Raw genomic sequence first — 23175 nt, 5'->3', positions numbered from 1 at the left:
GCCACCGGATCGCCGAACACCCAAACGCTGCATCTGCCGCTCGATGGAGGGATGGATCAGCGCGCGCATCCGCGGCAGCTCGCTGCGCCTGCTGTCATCTCGGCTTGCAATGTGCGCTACACGCGTCTCGGAGCCGTGGACAAGCGTCCCGGCTCTCAGTCGGTTGCGAGCACGTTCGCGACGCCGAGTTTCTACGCCATGAAGCCGGGGCAAGGCCGTGTAATCGCGCGCCGTGATGAGCTCCTCGTGACGGACGGCTACCGCATCGGCACGCTGTCGACGGCACGCGGGCAGTCTCGCCTCGTCGACCGTGGGAAGGTCCCCGAGGCAGTCAGCTCCTCACGCTCGGTCGACACCACCCAGTACTTCGTGTCGCAACCGGATGTCGCTTATTCGACGGACGGTCTGCTGTTTCACGTTTGGGCCGCCAACGACCGCTCAGATCCATCCGTACCTCGATTTGATATTTTTTGGACGGTCGAGGACACCGACACCGGTGCGGAGATTTTGAGCTCGCAAGGGCTCACCGTCCTCTCCGACGTGTGGAATCCGCGAATCGTCGCATGTGGCAACCAGGTCATCATGTGCTGGTCTGCGTCAGGCGCCCAAAACATCATGTGCCAGACCTGGAATGCCAACGCGCTGGCGTGGAATACGCCGTTCGCGCTCGTGAGCGATGCAGCCCCCGGGGGAAATTTCCCCATCTTTGCCATGGGGAGCGACGGAAGCTTCGCCTACGTCGCCTATCAGCAGACGGGTAACAAGATCCGCGTGCTCAAGGTAACTCCGTCCACGGGCGCCAGCGTCGCATCGATGAACAGCGCCTATGCCGCACCCGCGGGCACGATCTCGGGCGAGTTCTCCGTGTCCGCCACGGCGAACGAAGGCGTTTGGATTGCGTGGTGCAACATCGATGCATCGAACAACATCACTGTTCGCGCGAGTCGATTCAACGCTGCGCTCACCAGCGAGACGACAGCGCCCTTCGTCGTTCACGGCGGACAATTGGGTGAGCACTGCACGACGGGAATTTGCAGGATCACCCCCACCCAAGCCGTCGTACTGCTCGGTCTCCGCAATAATTTGGCCACGCGGGCTGATGCGTCCCAGTCGTGGATGGCTGCACCCGTCGTCACCACGTCGGGTACCATTGCCGGGAACGCCAGTGTCGCCAACCGACGTACGTATTGGGCAATCCCGGGCTCTTTGCCCTTCGTTGCGTCTACGGACCCGGTGCGCGTGTACGCCTGGTGCTATGTCGGCGGCGCGTACATGTCGACGGGCGCAGCCGGTACATTCCCAGCAACGTCGGAGCAGGCGCTTCAATACACGTTCGTGCTCGTCGACCTGCGGTGCGATGACACGTCGTCGAGCCAGTACGTCGCGCGACCCATTACGTGGCAGGCGCCGCGCTACGCGGTGCCCGACAATCGCTATCGGGGCCAACGAAACCCTGCCAGCTTCCCGGTGTTTGCTCCGCCGAACGCGGTGGCCCTGCCCAATGGCGATTGGGTGACCGACTGCATCGTCCGGAAGAATGCCGCCACGCGCGTGGGACTACAGGCGGTGCGAGCCAGTTTTGGAGGACCAAATCGATTTGTGGCTGCGGAACTCGGGCGCTCGCTGATCATGACTCCGGGTTTTCGCTGGGACGGCGAGCGGCTGGCCGAACTGTCGTTCGTGTACTGGCCGCAGCAAATCAGCGACTTCACGCTGTCGGCGACCGGCGGCAATCTGCAGTGCGGCAAGCAGTACGCTTACCGCGTGCTGTATGAGTGGGTCGACGCGACGGGGGCGGTCGAGCGTTCGCAGCCGAGCGACGTCGCGATCGTCACCACCCCCGGTACGGCCGGCACGAGCACGGGCCAGGTGGTGTTCAGGGCGCCGTGCCTCACGATCACGACGAAGCAGGACAACGATTCCGTCGTGGCGGTCTCAAACGGCGTGCGCCTCGTCGTCTATCGTGCTGGCCCGCTCGACGTTGATCCGTTTACGTTCTACCGCGTCCATTCCGACAACGAGACGCCGAAGAACAGCGTAACGAGCCCCTTCATCACCATCACGGACACGGCGGCCGACTTCGCGGCGAGCGTGCCGCTTGGAACGCCGAAGGTCCAACCGGATCGCCTCTACACGCTCGGCGGCGTGCTGCCGAACGTGATGCCCGCGGGGTTCACGTCGGTCGCGACGTACAGGAATCGCTCGTGGATCGCGTACGGCAATACGGTCAGCTATTCGAAGGCGTTCGTCGCCGGCGAGGCCATCTCGTTCACCGACGCGTTCGAGGTACCGCTCGACGACGACGAGAGCATCACCGCGCTCTGGGCGCTCGACGACGCCTTGTACATCGCGACGCCACGTCGAATCTACGTGTTGCAGGGCGACGGTCCCAATGACGCCGGTGGTGCGAACGATCTGGGCACCCCGAACCGAGTGGCCACGGATTACGGCGTGGTGGACCAGCGATCGGTGGTCAATACGCCGATGGGCACGATGTTCCAGTCGGCGGTCGGGCTTACGCTCATGACGCGCGGGCGCTCGGTGAGTCCCGAGCCGGTTGGAGCACGGGTGCGCGATCTCCTGGCCGCGTTCCCGGAGGTCACAAGCGCTTGCCTGCATCCCAAGGGGCGCTACGTCACGTTCTGCGTGCGCCACCCGGTGCCCGATGCGTCGGGCGTGCTGCGCGGCGTGCGGCTCGTCTACGACTACGCGACGGATCGCTGGTCGTACGATGCGATGTTCTCGGAGCTCAACGCCGATACGCCCCAATCGGCATCGTTGGCACTCCACAATGAGGTAGCATCGCGCGGTCGCGTCTACTTCTTGCGCCCGGACATTGGTACGCAAACGCTGTTCCTCGAGTCGCAAAACTACCTCGATGATGGCACGTGGACGCAAATGGCTCTGACCCTCGCCGAGGTGCACCCCGCGGGGCTGCAGGGATACGTGGGCTTCAAGAAGTGGACGCTATTGGCCGAGCGATTCACGCCGAATTCGCTCACGCTATCGTGGTTCAAGGACTACGAGTCGAGCGCATTCGACACGTTCTCGTGGAGCGGCCCCGATGCGCAGGTGATGAACAATGTATCGGTGCACAAGGCGATGTCGATGCGCTTGCGCATCGCGGATGCTCCACCCGATGGCGCCCCTGTCGGTACGGGGCGTGGAGCGGCGTTCATTGGTTTGGCGGTGGAGGTGGATCCCTTGGACAACAAGACGATTCGCCTTCCGGCGATTCAGAAAGGATGATGACGATGTCCGATATCTGGGGCGAGACGCTGGATTACGGCGAGTCGATGGGCGAAACGCTCGACGACGAGGACGAGCCGAGCGAAACCCTCGGCGAATCGCTCGACCACGGGACTGCCGGCGAGACACTCGACGACGACATGGCACGCGCCGACGGCGGGCTCGCGCCCGACGAGCGGCCTCGATACCCCAGTCCCACGCCCGGGGCGACACCGTCCGTACAGGGCATCGCATCGACCGGGCAGGTAGTCACGCCGGGCAATCCTTCCCGGTATCAGGCGCCTAGGCCCGGTACCGATAAGCGTGACCTGAAGTACATCTACAACCCGGACGCCTACCAATATGGCGGCAAAGCTGGCCTCGCCGAGAGCGAGGCGGCCCGTTACGGCGGCTATGCGCAGGAGGCCCGCACGCAGCGAGGCGCCTTCGCTGAGCAGTACGGGCAAGCTATGCAACAAGCGCAGCAGGCCCGCGCGCAGCAGATGCAGGGACTTCAGTACCTGCAGAACCAAATTGCGGGTACGGGACCGAGCGTCGCGCAGCAACAGATGCTCCAGGGGCTCACGGCGGCGCAGCAGCAGCAAGCATCGATTGCAGCGTCCGCGCGGGGCGGTGGTGCGAATCTCGCGGCTGCACAAGCGGCATCGGCGAATGCGGCCGCCGGCCTGCAACAGAACGCCGTCCAGCAAGGCGCGCTTCTGCGGGCGCAGGAGCAGCTTGCAGCAATGGGGCAGTATGGGCAATTGGCCGGCGCCCTTCGCGGTGGCGACTACCAGGCCGCGCAGCTCCAGGCGGCGCAGCAGGAGGCCGCGGCTGGGCAGCAGAGTGAGTACGAGCGAATGCAACAACAGCTCTACACGATGCAACACGGGTTGATGCAGGCGGGAGAAGAGCAGAACCTCACGCGCGAAGCCGCCGAGCGAGGGTGGACACTCGCGAACCGTCAGCAGTCACATGAGGAGACGAAGACGTGGCTTGGCACGGCGGCCTCCGTCGCAGGATCAGTCCTTGGAGCGCTCATTAAGTCGGACGCGCGCGCAAAGAAGGAGATCCGTACGGCGGACGCCGAAATCGACGACGCACTTTCGAGGATGCGGCCATATTCGTTCCAGTACAAGGAAGGCCACGGCGACGCAGGGCCCCAGATCGGTATCCTCGCTCAGGAGCTCGAACGGTCGCGCGCGGGCCGACGCGTCGTCGTGCACGAGCCGGGCTCGGGGCTCCGCATGCTCAGCGTGCCCAAAGCGACGGGCTTCACCCTCGCCGCCGTGGCTCGACTCGGGGAGCGCATTTCGGAGCTCGAGAAAGGGACGAAACATGCCCGCAAGTAGCCAGTTCATCGCCGACGTGCTCAAAGGCATGCCGGATCTCTACAAGCCCCTGGCCACCGAGAACGCGTCGTACACGCCGCCGGTGAGTTCGCAGATGTCGACGCCGGCGCCGGCACCCATCGAGATGCCGCTACCGACACCGAGACCACCTCCTCGTCCCGGTGCCGCGGGATCGCTTGGTGGACCCGGTGCGGATCTGCAGCTCCCGTGGAACCTCGAGTCACCCGGACCGCCGCATGACGCCGGCGGCATGAGCGTGCAGCCGCCGGCGTTGAGCACCCCAAATATGTCCTACGCGAGCCAGGCGCCCACGCCCCCGCCGACCGTGCCGGGCAGTGGTGCGCCGCCGCCACCGGGTGTCGTGATGATGCGCGGCGGGACGACCCCGGCGCGCGAGGTGCCCACCATGGGTGAAACGCAGCTTAAGCTGCTCAACAAGGCCCAGCAAGAACGAGCACACGGTCTCGAGGTCGCCAGCGAGTTCGAGAAGAAGGCCGCCACGCAACAAGCGATGGCGGCGACCGTACGACAAGACGAGGCCGAAGCGCAGATGCGCGCCGCCACACAGGCGCGCGCACTCGAACAGCAACGGCTCGATGCGGCAAACGACGATATGCGCAAAGCTTCCACCGATATCGCCGCGACGAAGGACACCGACTTCTGGGCAGATAATAGCGTTGGAGGAAAGATCGGTATGGCGCTCGCCTTGGGGCTCGGCCAGCTCGGAGCGTCGCTCACGAAAGGGCAGAACAGCGCCATGCAGATCCTGCAATCGCAGATCGATTCGGACATAAAAACCAAGCAAATGAACTTTCAGCGCAAGCTAGCGCTTCGCGACTCCGCTCAGCAGCGATTCAACAATTTGGCAAACCAAATTGGCCTCGACTCAGCGAAGGACGTCTATGCCGCTGCGGCGCGCGAGCGCGTCGCTTCACGTGCCGACCAGATCGCGGCATCGCTCAAGATCCCGGAGATCGACGCCAACGCGGCCAAGTTGAAGGCCTCAATGTCTGCGGATGCCGACGAGTTTCGTGCAAAGGCTGCCCTGAAGTACGTGGCGGCCCAGAAGACGGCGCCGCAGTACATGATCCCAGGCAATCCGGTTCCCGTGAGCGGGCCGACAGCGTTCGCCGCATTGGAGAAGCGGGGGGAACAGGCGAGCGAGCAGCAGAATCGACTCGACGTCGCGTCGATGAAAGATGGAGCCAGGACGGACGAGGGGACGAAGCTCATCGCGCAGGAGTATCAGCGAGCCAAAATTCCCGAGCGGCTCGCGGCGCTCGATGCCGCCGCGCAATCGATGGTTCCCTCGGCGCAGAATCCCGATGCGCAAGCGGGTATTGGCATCACCGGGCGCACCGTCCGTGGTGCTCTTGGAGATCTCGGGTACACGACCGTTTACGGATCGGAGGCCGGCAAGCGTGAGCAAAATTGGGACAAGGTGAAGGCGGGCATCAGGAACGCCATCACCGGTGCTGGCATGAGCGATGAGGAGCGAGAGCGCCTCGATGCGATGCTCGACGGCGCTGGAACCCCGGAGGCGCGCGCGAACACCATCGCCGTAATGCGAAGTGAACTCCAGGCCCAGGCCAATGCCATCCACGCGGGAGCCGGGCCAGAAGCTACGGAGCGGTTCTTGTCGAACCTACAACGCGTCACCCCATCGAAAATCCAGACCACGCCGGTGAAACGCTGATGCCGGAGCCCACAACGCCGCAAGTTCAGGTCTACGATCCCAGCGGCCAGCTTGTATCGATCGCCGCGTCCGATCTCGCAGAGGCGCAGGCTCAGGGCTACCAGCCCGCCCCGAGCGACCCGCAATCGGGGGGGCTGCTAGGAGCGATCCAAGCCGGTGCGCGCGGCGCGCTGCGCGGCGAAACAGCCGGCTTCGGTGATACCATCGAAGTCGGCGGGCGGCGGCTGCTCGGTAAGGTGCTCGGAAACCCCGAGTGGGGCGAGCGCTCGGCTCAGGACTTCATCGACGAGGGCAAACGGCTGGAAGCGGAGCATCCCACGGCGTCGGCCATCGGCGAGGCGGGCGGGATGGTGGTGGGCTCGCTCGCGACGGGAGGTGTCGCCGGCGAACTCGGGGCGGCGGCGCGTGGCGGCTCCGCGCTCGCTCGAGCGGGACAGGTGGCCACGCGGTTTTCGCCAATCGGCGTCGTCGAAGGAGCGGGCGAGGCGGCCGGCGCGCTGGCCCGCGCGACTCTCGGGAGATTGGCAACGCGCGGCGCCTTGGGGCGCGCTGTTGCCGCTGGGGCCGAACTCGGCGCGCGGGGTGCTGCCGAGACGAGCTTCTACTCGGCGGCGCGCGAGCTGAACGAAGAGCTGCTCTCGGCATCGCCCGAGCTCTCCGCGGAAAAGATCTTCGCGGCGGCCGCCGATGGAGCGGAGGGCGGCGCGCTGCTGGGCGGGGGGCTCGGCGCGGCCACGTCGCTTGCGCGCAGCGGTGCTCGCGGCGTGTCGACGCTGGCGGCTCAGGTCATCGAGCGAAACGCCGACAAGCTCGAAGGGATGGCTAACGAACAGCGTTGGCGGACGTTGGACCCGCTCAAGAAATACACGCAAGAAGCCCTCGCGCGCGTGCCAGGCGGCACCGAGGGTGTCGGCCAGGTCCTCAAAAAATACGACATCACCGGCAACGATCTCGCCCGCGCGACGCGCGAGGGGCATGTAGGGGCCATCTCGGACAAGCTGGATGAGGCGGTGCAGCGTGTCGGAGACCTCCTTGGCGAGCTCCAATCCTCGTCGGAAGGTAAAATGACCTGGGGGCAGGTCGACGACGCGATCGAAAAGGTCATCGCCCCCGTGCGCAAGGAGGCCGGCTACGACGGGGTCGTCTCTTCTCTCGAGAAGTACCGAGCCTCGTTACGTTCGCACCTGTTGGGAGAAGAGGCCGAAGCGGCGGCCGCGTCAAGGGTCACGTTTGGCGGGTCTCTTCAGGACGCTGCGCGTGAACTCAAGGCGAACATGCCCTATCCCAAGGACGTGTCCGAAGTCGCGAATGCCGTCTTCCGCGGCAAGGTCCCGGATGCACGTTCGTGGGAACGAATGTGGGAGCCCCCGCCCGGCTATCGCAGCTCGATTCGCAAGTTCACCGCCCTCGACGGCGAGCTCGGGGTTGAGGGGGCGATTCTCAACAGCGAAGGAAAGCAGGTCGGCGAATTCGAGCGAACGTTCAAGCGCACGGACAAGGGCCTCACCGTCCACCATGACCTACTCGAGCTCGACAAGTCCGTTCACGGGCAGGGCATCGCAGATTCGATTCATCGCTCGTCGGCGGAAGCCTATCGCGATCTCGGCATCTCGCGCGTGACATCGTCCACGCACACGCCCGTCGCCAAGTATACGCAAGCCAAATACGGATTCTCGTGGCCCGAGTCGCGCGGTCCAGAAATGCAGGCGCAGCTCCGTGAATACCTTCTCAGCCGGAGGGTGCCTCCCGCGGAAGCCGAAGCCATGGCCAGCGCGGCATTGGAAGGCGCACCCGATGTCGCGCGATTGGAATACAAGGGACGCCCGATTGGGAAGAACTTCCTTTTCCAGGTCCCCAGCTACGACGCGCGCATCGCCATCGAGCCGCGGCCGAGCCTGGACTCGGTGCCCATCACCATCCAAGACGCACTCGCCCAGCGGAAGGCGCTCGACCGCCTCGTGTACCAGGAGACGAAGGCGCTCGACCCGAACACGCGCGTCGCGATGCTGCGCGACATTCGCCGCGGGCTCGAGGACAAGATCATGACGGCCTTTGACGAGGCGGCGACGGCTGCGGGCACACCGGAGGCATCCGCAAAGCTGCGCGAACTCAAACGCGATTACCAAGCCCTATCGCTCGCTCAACGCGCTGCCGACGATTCGACGGCGCGCATGCAGACGAACCGCAACTTGTCGCCGTCGGATTACCTCGCCGGCATCATGGGGGGCGGTGTGCCGGGCGGATTGCTCCTGGGCAGCATCAATCACTTCGGGCGAGCTCGGGGCAATGCCATCGCTGCAGCCGCGTTGGACAAGGCCGCAGCGTTCGTTCGGGCACGCCGGGCGATCAAGACGGTCGACGAGCAGATCGAGAAGAGCGCACGTGCGATCGTGCTCGGGCCGACCGAGCATCCCTATCGCTCGCTGCCCGCGGCCACGCCGCGGTCGCTGCGGGAGCGGTACGAGGAGGCCAAAAAGTTCGTCGCGTCTCTCGCCGAGAATCAGCGCGCGCTCGTCGAGCGGGCGGGCGCGACCAACGAGCACATGCCGAAGATCTCAGCTGCACTCGGGGCTGCGACGGTGCGCGCCGCGGCGTTCACGATGAACGCTGCCCCCTCGCCGCTCAATCAGCGGCCAACGTTAGGGCGCGATCTGCCCGAACGCGCCTCCGCGGTTGACATGAAGAAGTTCGTCGAGGTCGCGGGGGTCGCGCGCAATCCTCTCGCTGCGCTGAGGAGCATCGAACGCGGGCGGATGACGCTGGCTCAATCGCAAGCGCTGCGCATCGTCTCGCCGGAGGTTTTCGCGCAACTCCAGCGGCAGGCGCTCGAAGTGGTGCTCGATCGGCAGGCCGCGGGCGATCCGCTCGCGTTCGCAGCACGCCAGCGTTTGCATGTGCTTCTCGGTGTCGCGACCGACCCATCACACGACCCGAAGATGGCCGAGCAGCTGCAGCAGAATCTCGCCGGTCCCAACGCCAGCACCGAGCCGCCGGCGCCCAAACCGCGACGGCCCCTCGAGCTCGCCGACGAAACCACGCCACTGGATAGAATGGAGGCTGCATGAACGAGTCCCAATTGCACTACGCGAACCGACTGCCACCGCGACGCGGGCAGGGGGCTGTCAACGGCCACCGAAAACTGACCCATCTCGGCCATCAAAAACTGACCCACCCCGCCGCGATGGGGGGCACTCACCGCGTGAGCGCCGGCACCTCCTGGGTCGCTTTGGGTTTGCTCTCGTCAGATCTTGAATCTGTCTTTTTGGTGGCCGCGGCCGGGACACGGTCTCCCGGACCGCGAGTGACGAGGACCTCCGCATGCTGGGCCAGACGGTCCAGGAGTGCGGCCGTCAGCTTGTCGTCGACGAAGACCCGGTTCCATTCACTAAAAGCCAGATTCGATGTGATCACCGTTGCGCACCGTTCGTGCCGGGTGGACAAGACGTCGAAGAGCAGCTCTCCGCCGGCTTTTTCAAACGGTACAAAGCCAAGTTCGTCCACCACCAAGAGTGAAACCCTTCGCAGTCGCTCTTGCAGGCGAGAAAGAGCCCGTGCATCCCGGGCCTCGGTCAGTGCCCGGACCAAGTCGGAGGCGCGGTAAAAGAGCACGTGGTGACCGCGCTTGATGGCCTCGATGGCGAGCGCGATGGCCAAGTGCGTTTTTCCGGTGCCCACGGGGCCCAAGATCACGATGTTGCGCGCCGTCGGAATCCAGGCACCACGAGCCAAGTCTTCGACGCGGGCGCGTTCGAGACCGTGTGGCCTCCGCCAATCGAATTGCGACATCGTTTTTTGTACGGGCAGACGAGCCGCTCGCATGCGGCGCCCAATCGCGTGCTCGGCGCGGACCGCGAGCTCGGCGTCGAGCAACGCCCGCAAGTACTGCAACGGTGACCAGCCTTCGGCCAGCGATTGACGTCCCAGCGTTTCGCACTCTCGTGCGACGGTCGGTAGCTTGAGTACGCGCGTATGGGCGCGTACGGCGGCCAAGAGCACGTCGTCGGTGCTCATGCCGACGCCCTCTCGAGAAGCACGTCGTAGCGCGATAGGTCGGGCGTCTCGACCGCGTATTCCGATAATGCCAGCGGGACAGCGGCGAGGGTTTCGGTGCGCCTTGTGCGTTGCAGAAAGGGCACCAGCGTACCGCACGCAAGGGCGGTGATGATGGCTTGCTTGACCCGACCGACTCCCTCGCGGTCAGCGCGCTCCAACCACGGAGCCAGTCTTCGTGCAGCTTCGATCAGGTCGGGCGAATACCGATTGCAAAGCGTCTCCCAGAGCTCGGGCCATGGTGAGCCGAATTGTACCACCAACTCGTGAGCGACCTGGCGCAGAGCTTGTGGCTTGCGCGATAGTGGCAGTAGCAAATGCCGATAGTCGATACTTCGGCCACCGAAGGCGACGCGAGGATGGCAGATGGTCTCGTCGCCTTTGGCAAAGGTGACGGTGTCGATGCCCAGGAACAGGTCGACCATCTGACCGCACCACCGACTGGGCACCGAGTAGTGAGCGCCCGCGACGAGGTAGCTGGCGTGGTGGCGAAGCTGCACGGTGCGTACCTGGCGGCCGTCAAAAGGCGCTGGGAGAGGCCGCAGCGCGCTGCGCTCACGGGCCCAGGCCTCGACGTACATCGGATTGCGTGAATGCTGGGCATCGAGGCGTGCTTGCAAAGCCGAGGTCATGGCCGCAAGTGATTTACCGCGCGGAATGGGCACCAAATGCTGGCGACGTATGTGTCCTCCGCGGCGCTCGACTCCTCCCTTGTCGTGGCCTTCGCCGGGGCGGCAAAAACGCGGCTCGAAGGCGTAGTGGGCGCAAAGCGCGGCGAATCGGGGCCGAAGCAGCCGTGGCGCCCCGACGAGGATCTTGGCCACGGCCGCGCTCAAGTTGTCATAGGCCACGGCGGCCACCACCCCCGCGAAGTAGGTAAACGCCGCAACGTGAGCCGCTAAGAACCAAGTGGCGTCTTGTTGCGCGCAGAGCATGGCGAAGTCGCGCCCTGAGTGCATCAAGCGCATCACGAACATCCACGCCTTCTGGCGAATCCCCGAGGGCTCGACCCACACTTCGAAAAAATCCACCTGTGCGAGCTCGCCGGGCGTGTACACCAGAGGAACAGTCACCTCACGCTCACCGCTCCGGAATTCGGCCACCAATCGCCGCACGGTGCGCTCGCTCGCCGTGTGCCCGTTTTCACGCAATAGCTCCCACAGCCGCTTGGCCGTCAGCCGCTGTTTGCCCGCCGTAAAGGATCGGCGCGCTCGCCAGATAGCCGCGGCCGCCGTGGCCACCTCGTCGCGCACCGGGCTTGGTCGGACCTGTTTTTCTGGCCTTGGAACCGGAATCTTGTTGGCCCTCACGTATCGCCGAATCGTGTTTCGCGACAATCCGAGCTCCCGCGCCACTTCTCGAATCGGAACCCCTTCGCTCGCCACCTTGTGTCGAATCACTGCCACCACGTCCATCGGCACCATCCCCGGACGACGACTCCATCGCCCGCTCGCCTGTCCACCCCTTTCAGGGGTGGGTCAATTTTCCCTGGCCGAAACTGCTCCCCCCCGCGCTCCGCCGGGTGGGTCAATTTCTGGTGGCCGTCGTGGGTCAATTTAACGTGGCCGCGTACAGGGGCGGCCGTCGCCGTCGACACGACGGCGCGCGTCTACGATCTCGCCGTACTTCCGTGGCTCGGCCAACGGTGGCGTGCGAACGTCGACGAATCGCTGTTCATCGACTTGCAAAACGACGGTGTCGCGACGATTTATTTCTACTTCGCTGCGGCTTCGGGCCCCGCGGTGAATCCCGTGCCGCCACCGGCGGATCTCGATAATTCGGCCATCCTCGCGGCGGGCTCGCCGCTGTCGCTCAATGCCGCGGTGCCGCTCGCCCTGCCCGCCGGAGCGAAGTACCGTTACGAGATCAAGCGCGACATCGACCGGTACCTCGTGGTGAAAGGCGCCGCGCCGTCGACGATGCGCATCTTCCCATCGTCGAAGTCGACGATGCAAGCGCAGTAGCTCGAGTCCGCGCTAGCGCGCGCGAGCCAGGAGCCCCATCGTGACCCACACGACGAACGAAACGAAGGGCATCCCGACGAAGAAGACGGCTAGCGCAGTGACGGGCTCGTTCACGATGAACGAGCAGCCCGCGAATAGGACAGCGATCGAGCCAGCGAGGATGGCGAACATTCTTCGCCTGTTGGGCCTTGTCGTCACGGGCGCGGCGAGACGCGGCGCGGGCCGCTCGACAATTGGCTCCTCGACGACGGCGTCGGAGGCTGGCCGCGCGACAACGACGGCGGCCGAGGGGGTCAATCGCCAAATCGGTCGCCCCGACTTGCGTGTTCTCATCCCGCAGCGCGAGCACCAGCGTGCATCACCGCGATTCCGGTGTCCGCACGAGCAGTCCACACACCGGACAACGCGTGCGCCTCTCTCCATCATTGGATAAGGACTCTGCAAAATCCGTGGTGCTGCGAGACCTTGGGCGCATCGAGATCCAGCATTCCCAGATGCCGAGACATTACGGAAATAAAGCCTTCGTCCCCAACGATCCATGCGAATACAGTTGTCAGGATGGGGTTTCCGGACTTGGTGAGTTCTAGAAAGGACGTTGTGTCTGCGCCTGTGAGAACAGTGACACCCGCTGCCCCAAAATTCCCGAGCTCGCGTGCAGAATGCTTCTTGTGGTCGATTTGATCGAATGTGAACGCGAATGATTCACTTGTCGCTTCGGCGCGGCCTCCCTCACCGAGGGTAGTCGAAACCAAGAAGTCGCAGCGCAACGAACGCGCAGCGTGCAAGGCGGCCGGCGCATACCGAGGCGGTCGGGCCGTGGGGTTCGCTACAAGGGTCGGCTTCGGCGCGTCATCGGCCACCGCAACCATCGGTAGTTGTGGCATCTGTCGGGACACGTACGGTTCCAGCGGTGGCTCGGGAGCCTTCGGGGCAGCGGCGGCCGTGCTCTCTACGGGGGGCGACGGCGACTTCGGTGGCTCCTTCGCGACTTCCACGCAGCCGCAAAGCATCGTCGCGAGTAGGGTGCCAGCGATCCACGAACGACCTTCCCCCATGAGCACGAGGCTGCCATGTGGAGGCGAGCACGGCATGTAAAATCGCAGCTCTACCTCTTCGTTTTCTTCTTCACCACCCGCCGCGTCCTCGGGCGGGTGCCGTCCGCGAGGACGCTGGCGAACATGAGCGCGAGCGCGTCGTCATCCCAATCGGCATCGGGCATCAGGACCGCGCGCGCGAGGCCGTAACCCCACGCCGTCGACAAGACCATGCATAACAACGCTATCGGAGTAACATCCCGGCGCACGCGACCCCGCGCCTGCAGGTCTTCGACGAGGTTGCAGAAGCGCGGGTAAGCCCCTCGCCTCGCGGCGAGCACGCGGGCGAACGTCTGGGGACGCAGAATCGCCTCCTGCAGCACGGGTTTCACGCGCGGCGCGTTCGTGCGCACGAATTGGGCGTAGTTCGTGAAATACGTCGTGAGCGGCTTGCGCGCATCCTTCCATGGAAGCGCCAAGATGTCGGAAAAACCTTTCATGGCGCCTGGCGTCACCATTTCGAGAGCGCCAAGCGCGAGCACATCGGCGAACAGATCGTCTTTTGAGGCGTAGTGCGTGAGGAGGGTCTCCTCGCTCAAACGCGCGCGCTTCGCGATCATCGCCATCGTGGCCTTGCCGCGGTACTCCGCGAACACGGCCAGCGCCGCCCGTCGAATCCGCGAGAGCTGTTTTTGCTCCTTCGTCTCAGCCATGCCACTTAGACGATGACATAAAAACATCCATCTTCACGGCCGATCGCGGGCTCGCTCACGGCGGCGCCCGCCGTGAATCGCAAGAACCTGTTGCGAGTGAAGGAGTTGCGTCCAAACCTGCACGGTTGGATCAACGCCCCAACCCGCAACGAGATCGACAACCTCGCGCGTTACCGCCTCTCGTTGGTCCGCAGAGAGGCGGTGGTCCCATGGCAAGCGCGCCACCGCAATCGTCAAATTTGTAGGTTCGGATTGAGTGCCCTCGGGCATCTCGCATGCGTCAGCATAGCGCTCACGCAACTTTTCTTCGCTCGTGCCGAGGTACCCCAAAATGGCGTCCAGCACCGCCCTCGACCCCCCTTTGCGGTGCAGTGCCTGATTCACCGTAAATGGTGAAATCCTAAGGGCTTCTGCCACTCTCTTCTGCGTCCGCAGATCTTTTTTTAGATCGCTCAACGCTGCCCAAACGACACGCCGCAGCTCTGGGGAAAGTTGCGCAATCGCCATGGGGACCCTCGAGGGTACGGCCAAATTTTTTGCGAAACAACTTTGCCTAGGTTTTTCAAAAAATTTGGTAAAAATTTGGTCATCAATTGACAACGCATGTTGCCCGGCGAAGATATGTGCCATGCACGATGAAGCGGGAAAAAGGCCGTTGCTTTAGCGTGCCCAGCAATGTCGGGGTGGTCGTCAAATGAGCATCACACAAGAGATCGGCAGGGGTGAGGGAGATGTCATCAAGCTCCACGGTGAATACGTGGCACCAGAGCGCACCGTCGTAGACCGCGACGAGCTGCGAGCGGCGATTGTTCGCGCATGGCGTCATTGCATGCACGAGGACATTCCGTCGTGTGCACTCGCGATCTTGGTGCAGACAACGTGCTCCAAAACGTGCCACTGGAATTGGAACCTGCTGGAGATCCGATCCACGGGGCATGGTCCGCACACGTACCGCGAGACGCTGGTGCCAATGGTTCGGGGGGACGCCGAGCGCGCCGTTGCGCACTCGACGCCCGCTGAACCGTGCGAGTTCGCCGCCGGCTTCGACGAAATCTCGTCGACGTTGATGGTTCGGTACCTGCCTCGCCACCCGTTGACGAGATTCCGGGTCTACGGCTCGCTCGATGAAGCCGCCATCGGACTCGTTTCGTGGCTTCGCGGGCACCACAAGGACGTCATCACGGCGGTGCGCCGTCGCGACGTCGAGGCGTTCACCGTCGCACTGGGCCGCGCGATGTCGACGTGAATGGCGACGGGATACCCGTCCGATCGCGCAGATGCCCTACGAGCTGCTCGATTGCGGCGTAGAGATCTTGCGAGAACGCGTGCAGGCGATGCGGCACGTTGAGCTCCAGCACGTCCACCCAGGACGCCTCGTAGATGCCGAAGTCCTCATGCATGCGGAGCCAGCGACGGCCGCCGCTCTTCTTGTCGTATCGCGCACCGAGCGCGAAAACCGCCCGGAGTCCGATCGTCTCGCGCAGCTCTTTCAGCTCACTCATCGTCCCCCCTCCGCTCATCAGAACGGGACGTCCCCGTCGCCCCCGAAGCCACGTCCGTAGTCGTCGGCGTGCGCGGGCGGCGCGCGCCGCGGTTCGGCAGCTCGTGAAGCCGATTGCCGCCGCGCGGGGGCGGGCGCTTGTTCGGGCTCGTCCGAACTGCGCCGCGCGCCGTTCAGGACAACCTCGCGCGCGTTGACCTCCGTAAAATAGCGCTTCTCTCCCTCCTTCTCGTAGGAGCTCGTGTGCAACGAGCCCTCTACGAAGACGCGGTCACCCTTCGACAGGATCTTGGCAAGCGCTTCGCCGCGCTTACCCCAGACCGAAACGTTCACCCATTCCGTCCGCTCTTGCCGGTGGCTACTCGCGTCCAGGTAGCTCTCGGAGCACGCGATACGCAGCTTGAGCACCGACGTTCCGCTCGGAATCGTTTTCAGCTCGGGATCTCCGGCGAGATTGCCCAACAAGTGCACGCGATTGAATCCATTCATTTTCCTTCTCCCAAGCTCCGAAATTTGTTGAGGATGTCCCTTGTGCAATGCATGCAGATCACGGCGTAAACGCCCGTGAGCTGCACGAGCAGACCAACGATTCGTTTGCCGTCGATCGTCTGGCTCTTGGAGATCTTCTCCTCCTCGAGCGAATCGGTCAGGCACATGGGGCAGATGCTCGTGCACGAAAATTCACCCATGGCCGTCTACCTCCGCCGGCTTCGTTTTCGAGGCCTTCCTTCGCCCGACTCCCGGGCGAAGTTTGGCTGAGAACACCGGGTATCGCGTCGTGCCGATGAGTGGTGCGAGCTCCTCGTCGTTCGCGCCACGCTCGCGGAGCATCTCGAGGGCACGGTGGCCGTTCACCCACGTCGTGCTGCCCTGGTGAGATCGGACCTCCTTGCGTCCATCCGGAAGAGGGATCGGGTGGGTCGCCGCGAACTTCTTGAGCGAGTCGATAACCTCCTCGGCGATCTTCGCCGCAAGCCGCGCGCGTTCCCACACTTCGCCGAGCTGATCGGGCAAGAGCATTTCCAGCGCGGCGCGGTCTTGCTCGAGAGCCGGCAGCATCTCCCGGGCGAAGGCGATCATCGCTGGGCAGTGCGGCCGCGCCGGGCAGTACGTGCACCACGGACCGCGGTGCACCGTCAACGTCTCGCCCGCTGAGTAGCGGGCTTCGGCTTCGCGGATCCGTCGGACGGTGTGGCGGGTCCGGTCGAGCACGTGCTCGAGGTCGAGCGCGTCGAACTCGGCTTCGTCGGTGCGGATCCGCCCGTCCTGGCCGATGAACCAGAGACGCCCGATCGCCCGATCCGCCCCGCGCGCTTTGGCGACCGCGTATGCACCCACGCCGATCTGCAGGTTGTCCTCCGCAGGCGTGAGCTCACTGAAACCGCTTTTCCAGTCACCGGCGGTCGGGGTGCGGTCGACGTGATCCGCATCGACGTCGAGGGTCCCAGCGATCTCATTTGGTGCGAGATTGGTGTAAGCGCGCTCGAGGTTATGCCCCAGGAAGCGCACCGATGCCGTCTCGAGGTCGATTGCGTACGCGCATTCGGCACGCACGTTCATCAACCGGTCGAGCGCTGTCGGCAAGTCGATCGCGGCGCATCTCGCACGCAGTTCGTCATCGGCGATGCGCGCGAGGGCGCGCGACGTAAATGCGGGGTCCGGCGCGACCAGGCGGAGAAAATCATGGATCTCGATGCCGACCTCCGTCCACTCGTGCGTGACGAGCACGCGGGGTAGCACGTGCGACGCGGGGCAGGCTTCCCCGCGCTCGAGCGATGAAAACGTCGGATTCACGCGGCCTTCTCCGAGGCCGCCGTGGCAATGGCCTTGCGGCACTCGATGAACACGGCAACGAGCGCATCGTATTGAGCCTTCGAGATTTTCTTGTCCTCGTAGGCCCGCTTGGCGGGTTTGGACGCATCGACGAGCTCGGGGTCCGTCTTCGCGGCGCGCATCGCGGCCTCCACTGCGTCGACGACGGCAATCGACTCGCGCGCCGGCGAAGGCGGCGGCTCGCTGGCGGGCACCTTGGCGGGGCCCGGCTTCGGCGGAGGCGGGGGCTGGTACTGGGAGTCGTCGCGGGTATCGACTTGCTCGTCGACGCGGGGGATCAAGAGCAAATCGCGAAGGAAGTACCCGAGCGCGAAGGTGCGCGCCGCCGCCTCTGCCTTGTCCTCGGGTCGCCCATTTCCAGGGATCGACGGAACATCGACCGGTGCGAAGTTGAACGACTCTCCGGACGTATGCACCAAGCGATACTGGATTCGGACCCGCGCGTGCGAACCTTCGACCCCCGGAGGCACGAAGCCCCAGCCGAGCGCGAACAGCGCAAGGCCGGCGCTCGAGAGCGCGCGCCCGCCCTCTGCGATGAGGTCTTCCATCGCGGCGTACTGATAGTTGTGGTGCTTGTTCGTGGAGTTCTTCCCGACCGCACGCGCGGCCGTCTGGGCTTTTACGAGCGCGGCGTACAGATTCTTCGTGTCCGTGTCGTTCATCGTCTTTCTCCCCTCTTCAAAGCGGCGGCATCGACGTGTGCGCCGCCGCGCATGGTTTCGATGTGCTCGAACAGATCGTCGAGCTCTCCGTGATGGAATGCCGCGTCGTGCTCCCCCATCACGAGCTCACGGGCGAGCTCAGAGATGAGGTGCGCGTTGTCGATATTCGTATGCCCTTTGGCGCGGTGAAGCAGGAAGGCCGCCGAAACATCCGCGTCAGATGTTGGTTCCGTCTCGTCGGGCTCGAAGCGCTCCTTCCACTGCTCCACGAGAGCGTCGGCATCCTGCGCAGCCTCGAGAGCCGCTCCTGCCGACTTCGCAAACCCGGTCTGCTCGCTCTCGCTCGCGCGGTGGCCCATCAACGCCGCCGACGCGAACTGGGCCCAGATGGGGCCGTCCCCCTCTCGCAGTTTCACGACAGCCCTCGTGCTTCTTCGGCGCTCAATGCTTCACGCGCGAGCGCGGCCGCGTCGTGGACTTCTCCCGTCGCGATCGCGTGCAGGACGTCGCGGTAGAGAATCCGCTCGGCGATGGCCGCGGCAATCTTCGACCCCGCGGTCGCAAAGCTCGCGATCTCGGCCACGCGCCCCGTCACCTCCACGCCGGAGCGCAGATCGAGGCGCACCACGGTACTCGGGTCCACCCACGTCGAGGGCGTACCGTCGCACGGATGCACGCGAATGCGCCCCTCGCCCATCATATCGACGGTCGACGAGACCACCCCCACGAGCTCGGGCCTGACGCGGACGCAATCCCCGGTCTTGATCTTGGGCGCGCTCACGAGAACACCCGCACGCGCGCTTTGCGCACCAGCGCGGCGAAGTCCGCCGCCGCCATCTCCAGCGCGGCGGCCGGGTCGAGCCCCGCCGCGCGCGCAATCAGGCCGATTACCGTGGCAATCGGCACTCCCCTCGAAAAACACCCCAGCACCTTCGGCATGGGCAGAAGAGTGATGACGATTTACATCAGTGTCAATCTACATCACAAAAAATCTACATCGTCTTTCTCGAGCTCATGAGTATCATCCCGACAGCTGCGCCGTGATCAGCGAGACGCTCTCTTCGGCTTCTTCACTGCGACAGCATCGGGGAGGTCGGTGATAGCACCATGAACCTCGACGCCCCCTCGGGTGCGCTGGCCATAGCTGCGCATCGCATTCCGCTCTTCCAACATCGCCCCGAGCAAGATCTCGTGCCAGACCTCGGGCAGTGGATCTTCTTCGATGTGGAACGGCAGCGATCGTGCGAACGCGATGGCCGCCTTCGTGTAGAAACTCGGACGTTCGACAAGCAGCTTTTCCAGGTTGGGGTAGTGGCGAACCGGGATAGCATCCTGAGCGGAATCCGGTGAGCCCGACCCGTCTATCAACCAGGTGATTGAGACACCAAGCTCGTTTGCGATTCGAGCAAGAATCGTGGGGTCCGGGCGCTTCTTTTCACCACTCACGAGGCGGGTTGTATATCCGCTGCTCTGCCCGATCGCACGGTCGAGCTGGTTGTAGCCTATTCCGGCCCGCTCCAATGCTTCCTTGACACGCCCTCCGATGCTCACTCTCGCATCATGCAAACTTACATCACTCGTCGCAACAGATGTAACTTGACACTGATGTAGATTGGCATCACTATCAGGCCATGCCGCTCGTTCTTTCTCGTCGGTCATTGGGGGCGCGCTTCTCGGAAGGATCGCGGCTCCTCTGGGCTGCGCTCGACGTCTACGGCACCCAAGGTGCCTTGACGAAAGTGCTCGGGGCCAAGCCCGGCATGGTGTCGCGTTGGCTTTACGGCGACGTGAAGCCAGGCTGGTACTGGGCTGGGAGGCTCGACACGGTGCTCGGGATCCCGCTTCGCTCGTGGGGCAAGGAGCCGAAGAAGCCGTTCATCCCTCCGGCAGCGCGCGCCGCCTAAGTCTATTCGCATCCCCCTCTGATGGGGCTGGCAGAAAATTCCGCAATTAAACGGGTGTTCAGGGGTGCGTGCATGAAGAACAAGTTCCAAGTCATCGCCGAAGAGATCGCGAGCGCAGCGCACCGCGAGTTTCCAGCCACCGCGCGCGCTCTCGACGCGGTGAGCGCCCTCTACCCGGGCGGGATCGCGCCGGCGCAGATGGTCGACGCCATCGACGTGGTGCGCGTCGTCGACCAGCTCGCGTCCATTGCCCGCAGCGGCAACGAGGGCGATGCCTGGCGCACCGTCGCGACAATCGGTCTGCGCGGAGCCGTGAGGGAGGAACCGGGGTTCCATGTCGCGGTGGCCGCTGCACCGCCGGTCAAGAAGGCAGGCCAGCGATGAGCACGTTCATCTACGTCGCAGCTCCGTACGAGGACGCCTTGCTCGTGAGAGAGGTGCATGCGCGCCTGCGCGCGTGTGGCTGCATCTACACGTCCACGTGGGCCGAGAACGCGCGCGGGGCCGAGAACTTCGCGCTCTCCACGGTCGACGAGCTGCGCGAAATCACGCGGCTCAACGACGATGGCATCGACATGTCCGACGCGATGCTCGTGATCGCGCGTCCGGGCGCCGGCGGCGAGATGTTCGCGGAGGTCCGCTACGCACTCGAGCGGCAGATCCCGGTCTACTGGGTCGGGCGGAGGATTCTCTCCACGTTCCGGCCCGGGGTGACGCTCTGCGAGTCGATCGACGACGCCGTCGCGCGCGTGACGGCGGAGGTTGCAGCATGAACCGCGCACGAGTTGCAGCGCTGCTCCACGAGCTGGTCGACGCGTGGCTCGAGGAGGAGGCTGGTGCCCCTGGGGCTGGGGATGCGCCCAAGCCTCGGCGCGCCCGGCGCATCCCGCCGCCGAGCCAGCCCGTCGACGAGCTGGCTGAGCGACGCGCCAAAAACATCCTCCGTGAATACGGCATCGTCGAGACGAACGACGCGGGGAGCACATGACCGAGATCGACATGACCGGGATCACGCCGCTCCCGAGCGGGAGCTTTCGTCTGCGCATGCAGATCGGAAAAAAGAAGATCGACAAGACGCGCCCGACGCTCGCCGCGGTGCTCGAAATTCGCGATGCGACCCGCCAGCTCCTCGCCTCGGGGAAGATGATTCACGTGAGCGGCTCGAGCATCAAGCAGCTCGGCCCGGCCTTTCTCGCGAGCCGCGGCGGCAACCGGACCGACGACGCCGGCAATTGGGAGCTGCACATCGCGCACGAGGCATTTGCGCAGCGTGCGGCGGCCACCGTCGTTCGCCGCGACGTTCTGGCGTGGCTCGATCGTCTCAAAAGGAAGCTCACGGCGTACAAGTATCGCGAGAACATCGATTTTCTCGGATGGCAAACGCGCAAGCACATGTTGATCTTGCTCCGCCAATTCTTCGCGTGGGCGCTCGATCGCGACATCGTAAACGTGAACCCCTGCATCGGGATCACGGTCAAGCGCGAAGACGGCGACGAGGACGATGGCTACCAGGAAGGCTGGTATCTCGATGGGCAGGAGCAGGGCGACGCGCACACCGCCCTCACGACCATCAAGGGAAAAGACGACGAACAAACCTGGTTCTGGCGCGCGGAGCGGCACATCATCGAGTTCGCGATTGGGACCGGGCTTCGCAAGGGCGAGCAGTTTTGCCTGCACCTTACCGACGTCCATGTCGACGGCGAGAACCCGCACGTGGTCGTGCGCCATGGGTCGTGGGATCCGAAGAAGCAGCGGTACAGGCCGCCGAAGGGTCGCACGGGCGAGAAGAAGACCCGCATCGTTCCGCTCTTTGGGCTCGGGCTCGCCTCTGCGCGCGCGTGGCTCGCGCTCTTGCCCCGATACACCAAGAAGAACCCACACGGGCTCATGTTCCCGAACACCAAAGGCGGCAGGCGGACTAAGCCGCCGACAGTGTGGAACACGTTCGCTGACAAGCTCGGCATCATCCCGCACATCGGGCGGCGCATCTGGTGGCACCTTCTACGACACACCTGCGCGAGCTCCCTCGTCGCCGGATGGTGGGGGACGCGCTGGTCACTCGAGGACGTGTCCAAGTATCTCGGGCACTCGAGCGTGAAGGTCACCGAGCGCTACGCACACCTCACCGTGCACGTGCTCCTCGACGTCGCCAGCCACGCGGAAACGGCGTGGCAGGCTACGTTGACACGGGGTCGTCATTTGCCTCAAAAACATCGAAAAAACGGCCATTTTCCCAGGCCTTCGAAGCCGAATGTCGTCTGTTCGAATCAGACCGGGCGTGCTCAGTCGAACGTGGGGAGAGAGAATTTGGACCAGGGCTTCGATGGGCGCGAAAGCGCCCCGGAGTGCTGGTTTTTGCCGGCGGTGTGCGGCTGAGTGCGCTCTCTACGAAAGGTGGGGAGATACGTGTGGAGTGCATGCGAGCAGCCAATTTCGGGGCTCTTCGACGGCGCCGCTACGACATCGAGCACCTCACGTTCGGCTTCGAAGACCCAGTACGCGGTTTACGATACGGGCCTCGTTGGACCTACTCCGACAGCTTCTTGAGTTCGCGATGAACGCGAGATCGAGAAGCTCCTTCGGCCGGCCCGCGGCCCGTTTCGCCCACTCGAGCCCTTCGAACGTGAGGACCAAGACGTTCAGCCGTTCAAGTCCACCTCCGTCGCGAGCGCATCGAGGTGCTCGTAGGTGCCAAGCCCTGCGACTTTCACCGCGAGGTCGATCGGCCCCAAGTCTGTGTCGAGGGTGAAATTCAGACCGTTTCGTAACGTGGGAACGTCGAGCGTAAACGGGAGCTCTCGTGGCTTTCAAGAGATGCTCGCGATGGTGAAAATGGATTGTCGTACAATCGCACGATATTGATGCGCTCGAAGACTAAGAATAATTGATGTCGATAGGCAACTTTGCGACATGCGGCCGCGGCACCAGTCGTGATAACGATGAGCGGGCGGCGGCGCAGCTGCCGCAGCGGCGATGCTTTGCGGCAACTTGGGCCCGGGTGCCACATTTGGTCCATGGAATAGAACGATGGACTTTCAAAAGTCGAGCGCAAACGGAGGCGATTGATTGAAACCTACATCAGTAGTCCCCATTTTTTGTCGAGGGGCTGTTCGGTCCGGGAGCCTTTAAGATCATCGAAGTCGAATACCGGTTTGCTCAAGCCGGCCATCGAGCGATAGGTGGAGGGCGACTTTGACGGTGAACGACGAGCGGAGGTTGCGCGTGGCCCTTGCGACAA

The 23175-nt window shown here is 64.2% G+C and carries 24 protein-coding genes; 11 read left to right on the top strand and 13 right to left on the bottom strand.

The window, feature by feature from the left end; all coding sequences use genetic code 11:
* Positions 1-246 precede the first annotated feature (246 nt).
* Genes LZC94_47225 through LZC94_47210 form a run of 4 tightly spaced genes read left to right on the top strand, consistent with a single transcriptional unit; the run spans position 247 to position 9341 of the window.
* Positions 247-3249 carry a hypothetical protein gene (locus tag LZC94_47225; protein WXB15402.1) on the top strand — a complete coding sequence of 1001 codons (3003 nt, stop codon included), beginning with the start codon at positions 247-249 and terminating at the stop codon, positions 3247-3249.
* Positions 3246-4580: a tail fiber domain-containing protein gene (locus LZC94_47220; protein ID WXB15401.1), complete on the top strand. Its 1335-nt coding sequence runs from the start codon at positions 3246-3248 to the stop codon at positions 4578-4580. The genes LZC94_47225 and LZC94_47220 overlap by 4 nt, the downstream gene beginning before the upstream one ends.
* Entirely contained in the window at positions 4567-6276 is a 1710-nt protein-coding gene (locus LZC94_47215; protein WXB15400.1) for a hypothetical protein, read from the top strand. The genes LZC94_47220 and LZC94_47215 overlap by 14 nt, the downstream gene beginning before the upstream one ends.
* Positions 6276-9341 (top strand): hypothetical protein, encoded by a 3066-nt coding sequence (locus LZC94_47210; protein ID WXB15399.1) that lies wholly within the window; start codon positions 6276-6278, stop codon positions 9339-9341. Before LZC94_47215 ends, LZC94_47210 begins: the two co-directional genes overlap by 1 nt.
* A gap of 127 nt (positions 9342-9468) precedes the next feature.
* Here LZC94_47210 and istB read toward each other — a convergent pair whose 3' ends face one another.
* Both istB and istA read right to left on the bottom strand, forming a co-directional pair.
* Positions 9469-10287 carry an IS21-like element helper ATPase IstB gene (gene istB, locus LZC94_47205; GenBank protein ID WXB15398.1) on the bottom strand — a complete coding sequence of 273 codons (819 nt, stop codon included), beginning with the start codon at positions 10285-10287 and terminating at the stop codon, positions 9469-9471.
* Complete coding sequence (gene istA / locus LZC94_47200; protein WXB15397.1) at positions 10284-11750, bottom strand: IS21 family transposase; 1467 nt, start codon at positions 11748-11750, stop codon at positions 10284-10286. The genes istB and istA overlap by 4 nt, the downstream gene beginning before the upstream one ends.
* Positions 11751-12008: 258 nt before the next feature.
* Here istA and LZC94_47195 point away from each other — a divergent pair, with 258 nt between their 5' ends.
* Positions 12009-12290, top strand: a complete 282-nt coding sequence (locus LZC94_47195) for a hypothetical protein (protein ID WXB15396.1) — start codon at positions 12009-12011, stop codon at positions 12288-12290.
* Positions 12291-13395: 1105 nt separating this feature from the next.
* On the opposite strand, the gene LZC94_47190 is transcribed toward LZC94_47195, so the two are convergent.
* Both LZC94_47190 and LZC94_47185 read right to left on the bottom strand, forming a co-directional pair.
* The gene (locus LZC94_47190) at positions 13396-14037 is read right to left on the bottom strand and encodes a TetR/AcrR family transcriptional regulator (protein ID WXB15395.1); all 642 of its coding nucleotides are present in this window, start codon (positions 14035-14037) and stop codon (positions 13396-13398) included.
* A 33-nt stretch (positions 14038-14070) separates the two neighbouring features.
* Complete coding sequence (locus LZC94_47185; GenBank protein ID WXB15394.1) at positions 14071-14667, bottom strand: hypothetical protein; 597 nt, start codon at positions 14665-14667, stop codon at positions 14071-14073.
* A gap of 64 nt (positions 14668-14731) precedes the next feature.
* On the opposite strand from LZC94_47185, the gene LZC94_47180 reads away from it, so the two are divergent.
* On the top strand, positions 14732-15283 hold the full coding sequence (locus tag LZC94_47180; protein WXB15393.1) for a hypothetical protein: 552 nt from the start codon (positions 14732-14734) through the stop codon (positions 15281-15283).
* Here LZC94_47180 and LZC94_47175 read toward each other — a convergent pair.
* From LZC94_47175 to LZC94_47135, 9 genes are all read right to left on the bottom strand, one after another.
* Positions 15249-15539, bottom strand: coding sequence for a hypothetical protein (locus LZC94_47175; protein ID WXB15392.1), 291 nt, complete (start codon positions 15537-15539; stop codon positions 15249-15251). The two genes, LZC94_47180 and LZC94_47175, sit on opposite strands and share 35 nt — an antisense overlap.
* A 17-nt stretch (positions 15540-15556) precedes the next feature.
* On the bottom strand, positions 15557-16027 hold the full coding sequence (gene ssb / locus LZC94_47170; protein ID WXB15391.1) for a single-stranded DNA-binding protein: 471 nt from the start codon (positions 16025-16027) through the stop codon (positions 15557-15559).
* Complete coding sequence (locus tag LZC94_47165; protein WXB15390.1) at positions 16024-16227, bottom strand: hypothetical protein; 204 nt, start codon at positions 16225-16227, stop codon at positions 16024-16026. The genes ssb and LZC94_47165 overlap by 4 nt, the downstream gene beginning before the upstream one ends.
* Positions 16220-17332: a PD-(D/E)XK nuclease family protein gene (locus LZC94_47160; protein ID WXB15389.1), complete on the bottom strand. Its 1113-nt coding sequence runs from the start codon at positions 17330-17332 to the stop codon at positions 16220-16222. The genes LZC94_47165 and LZC94_47160 overlap by 8 nt, the downstream gene beginning before the upstream one ends.
* The gene (locus tag LZC94_47155) at positions 17329-18033 is read right to left on the bottom strand and encodes an ERF family protein (protein ID WXB15388.1); all 705 of its coding nucleotides are present in this window, start codon (positions 18031-18033) and stop codon (positions 17329-17331) included. Before LZC94_47155 ends, LZC94_47160 begins: the two co-directional genes overlap by 4 nt.
* Complete coding sequence (locus tag LZC94_47150) at positions 18030-18392, bottom strand: hypothetical protein (GenBank protein ID WXB15387.1); 363 nt, start codon at positions 18390-18392, stop codon at positions 18030-18032. The genes LZC94_47155 and LZC94_47150 overlap by 4 nt, the downstream gene beginning before the upstream one ends.
* Positions 18393-18445: 53 nt before the next feature.
* Positions 18446-18814 (bottom strand): hypothetical protein, encoded by a 369-nt coding sequence (locus tag LZC94_47145; GenBank protein ID WXB15386.1) that lies wholly within the window; start codon positions 18812-18814, stop codon positions 18446-18448.
* Positions 18811-18972: a hypothetical protein gene (locus tag LZC94_47140; GenBank protein WXB15385.1), complete on the bottom strand. Its 162-nt coding sequence runs from the start codon at positions 18970-18972 to the stop codon at positions 18811-18813. Before LZC94_47140 ends, LZC94_47145 begins: the two co-directional genes overlap by 4 nt.
* Positions 18973-19077: 105 nt before the next feature.
* On the bottom strand, positions 19078-19584 hold the full coding sequence (locus LZC94_47135; GenBank protein ID WXB15384.1) for a helix-turn-helix domain-containing protein: 507 nt from the start codon (positions 19582-19584) through the stop codon (positions 19078-19080).
* 80 nt (positions 19585-19664) lie between these two features.
* Between LZC94_47135 and LZC94_47130 the strand changes: the two genes are divergently transcribed.
* Genes LZC94_47130 through LZC94_47110 form a run of 5 tightly spaced genes read left to right on the top strand, consistent with a single transcriptional unit; the run spans position 19665 to position 22313 of the window.
* Positions 19665-19937, top strand: a complete 273-nt coding sequence (locus tag LZC94_47130) for a helix-turn-helix domain-containing protein (protein ID WXB15383.1) — start codon at positions 19665-19667, stop codon at positions 19935-19937.
* A gap of 21 nt (positions 19938-19958) precedes the next feature.
* Positions 19959-20321 (top strand): hypothetical protein, encoded by a 363-nt coding sequence (locus tag LZC94_47125; GenBank protein WXB15382.1) that lies wholly within the window; start codon positions 19959-19961, stop codon positions 20319-20321.
* The gene (locus LZC94_47120) at positions 20318-20710 is read left to right on the top strand and encodes a nucleoside 2-deoxyribosyltransferase (protein WXB15381.1); all 393 of its coding nucleotides are present in this window, start codon (positions 20318-20320) and stop codon (positions 20708-20710) included. The genes LZC94_47125 and LZC94_47120 overlap by 4 nt, the downstream gene beginning before the upstream one ends.
* The gene (locus tag LZC94_47115) at positions 20707-20925 is read left to right on the top strand and encodes a hypothetical protein (protein WXB15380.1); all 219 of its coding nucleotides are present in this window, start codon (positions 20707-20709) and stop codon (positions 20923-20925) included. Before LZC94_47120 ends, LZC94_47115 begins: the two co-directional genes overlap by 4 nt.
* Positions 20922-22313: a site-specific integrase gene (locus LZC94_47110; protein ID WXB15379.1), complete on the top strand. Its 1392-nt coding sequence runs from the start codon at positions 20922-20924 to the stop codon at positions 22311-22313. The genes LZC94_47115 and LZC94_47110 overlap by 4 nt, the downstream gene beginning before the upstream one ends.
* Positions 22314-23175 lie beyond the last annotated feature (862 nt).

It is taken from the genome of Sorangiineae bacterium MSr11954, from assembly GCA_037157815.1.
Classification (GTDB): Bacteria; Myxococcota_A; Polyangia; order Polyangiales; family Polyangiaceae; genus Pendulispora; species Pendulispora albinea.
Note: the sequence above shows the minus strand (reverse complement) of the source record. Positions and strands in the feature narration are given on the sequence as shown.

Bases quoted from the DNA above. Each gene is read 5' to 3' on its own strand.
- LZC94_47220 (WXB15401.1), top strand. From the start codon at position 3,246: ATGATGACGATGTCCGATATCTGGGGCGAGACGCTGGATTACGGCGAG.
- LZC94_47215 (WXB15400.1), top strand. From the start codon at position 4,567: ATGCCCGCAAGTAGCCAGTTCATCGCCGACGTGCTCAAAGGCATGCCG.
- LZC94_47210 (WXB15399.1), top strand. From the start codon at position 6,276: ATGCCGGAGCCCACAACGCCGCAAGTTCAGGTCTACGATCCCAGCGGC.
- istB (WXB15398.1), bottom strand. From the start codon at position 10,287: ATGAGCACCGACGACGTGCTCTTGGCCGCCGTACGCGCCCATACGCGC.
- istA (WXB15397.1), bottom strand. From the start codon at position 11,750: ATGGTGCCGATGGACGTGGTGGCAGTGATTCGACACAAGGTGGCGAGC.
- LZC94_47190 (WXB15395.1), bottom strand. From the start codon at position 14,037: ATGGCTGAGACGAAGGAGCAAAAACAGCTCTCGCGGATTCGACGGGCG.
- LZC94_47185 (WXB15394.1), bottom strand. From the start codon at position 14,667: ATGGCACATATCTTCGCCGGGCAACATGCGTTGTCAATTGATGACCAA.
- LZC94_47180 (WXB15393.1), top strand. From the start codon at position 14,732: ATGAGCATCACACAAGAGATCGGCAGGGGTGAGGGAGATGTCATCAAG.
- LZC94_47175 (WXB15392.1), bottom strand. From the start codon at position 15,539: ATGAGTGAGCTGAAAGAGCTGCGCGAGACGATCGGACTCCGGGCGGTT.
- ssb (WXB15391.1), bottom strand. From the start codon at position 16,027: ATGAATGGATTCAATCGCGTGCACTTGTTGGGCAATCTCGCCGGAGAT.
- LZC94_47165 (WXB15390.1), bottom strand. From the start codon at position 16,227: ATGGGTGAATTTTCGTGCACGAGCATCTGCCCCATGTGCCTGACCGAT.
- LZC94_47155 (WXB15388.1), bottom strand. From the start codon at position 18,033: ATGAACGACACGGACACGAAGAATCTGTACGCCGCGCTCGTAAAAGCC.
- LZC94_47150 (WXB15387.1), bottom strand. From the start codon at position 18,392: ATGGGCCACCGCGCGAGCGAGAGCGAGCAGACCGGGTTTGCGAAGTCG.
- LZC94_47140 (WXB15385.1), bottom strand. From the start codon at position 18,972: ATGCCGAAGGTGCTGGGGTGTTTTTCGAGGGGAGTGCCGATTGCCACG.
- LZC94_47130 (WXB15383.1), top strand. From the start codon at position 19,665: ATGCCGCTCGTTCTTTCTCGTCGGTCATTGGGGGCGCGCTTCTCGGAA.
- LZC94_47125 (WXB15382.1), top strand. From the start codon at position 19,959: ATGGGGCTGGCAGAAAATTCCGCAATTAAACGGGTGTTCAGGGGTGCG.
- LZC94_47120 (WXB15381.1), top strand. From the start codon at position 20,318: ATGAGCACGTTCATCTACGTCGCAGCTCCGTACGAGGACGCCTTGCTC.
- LZC94_47115 (WXB15380.1), top strand. From the start codon at position 20,707: ATGAACCGCGCACGAGTTGCAGCGCTGCTCCACGAGCTGGTCGACGCG.
- LZC94_47110 (WXB15379.1), top strand. From the start codon at position 20,922: ATGACCGAGATCGACATGACCGGGATCACGCCGCTCCCGAGCGGGAGC.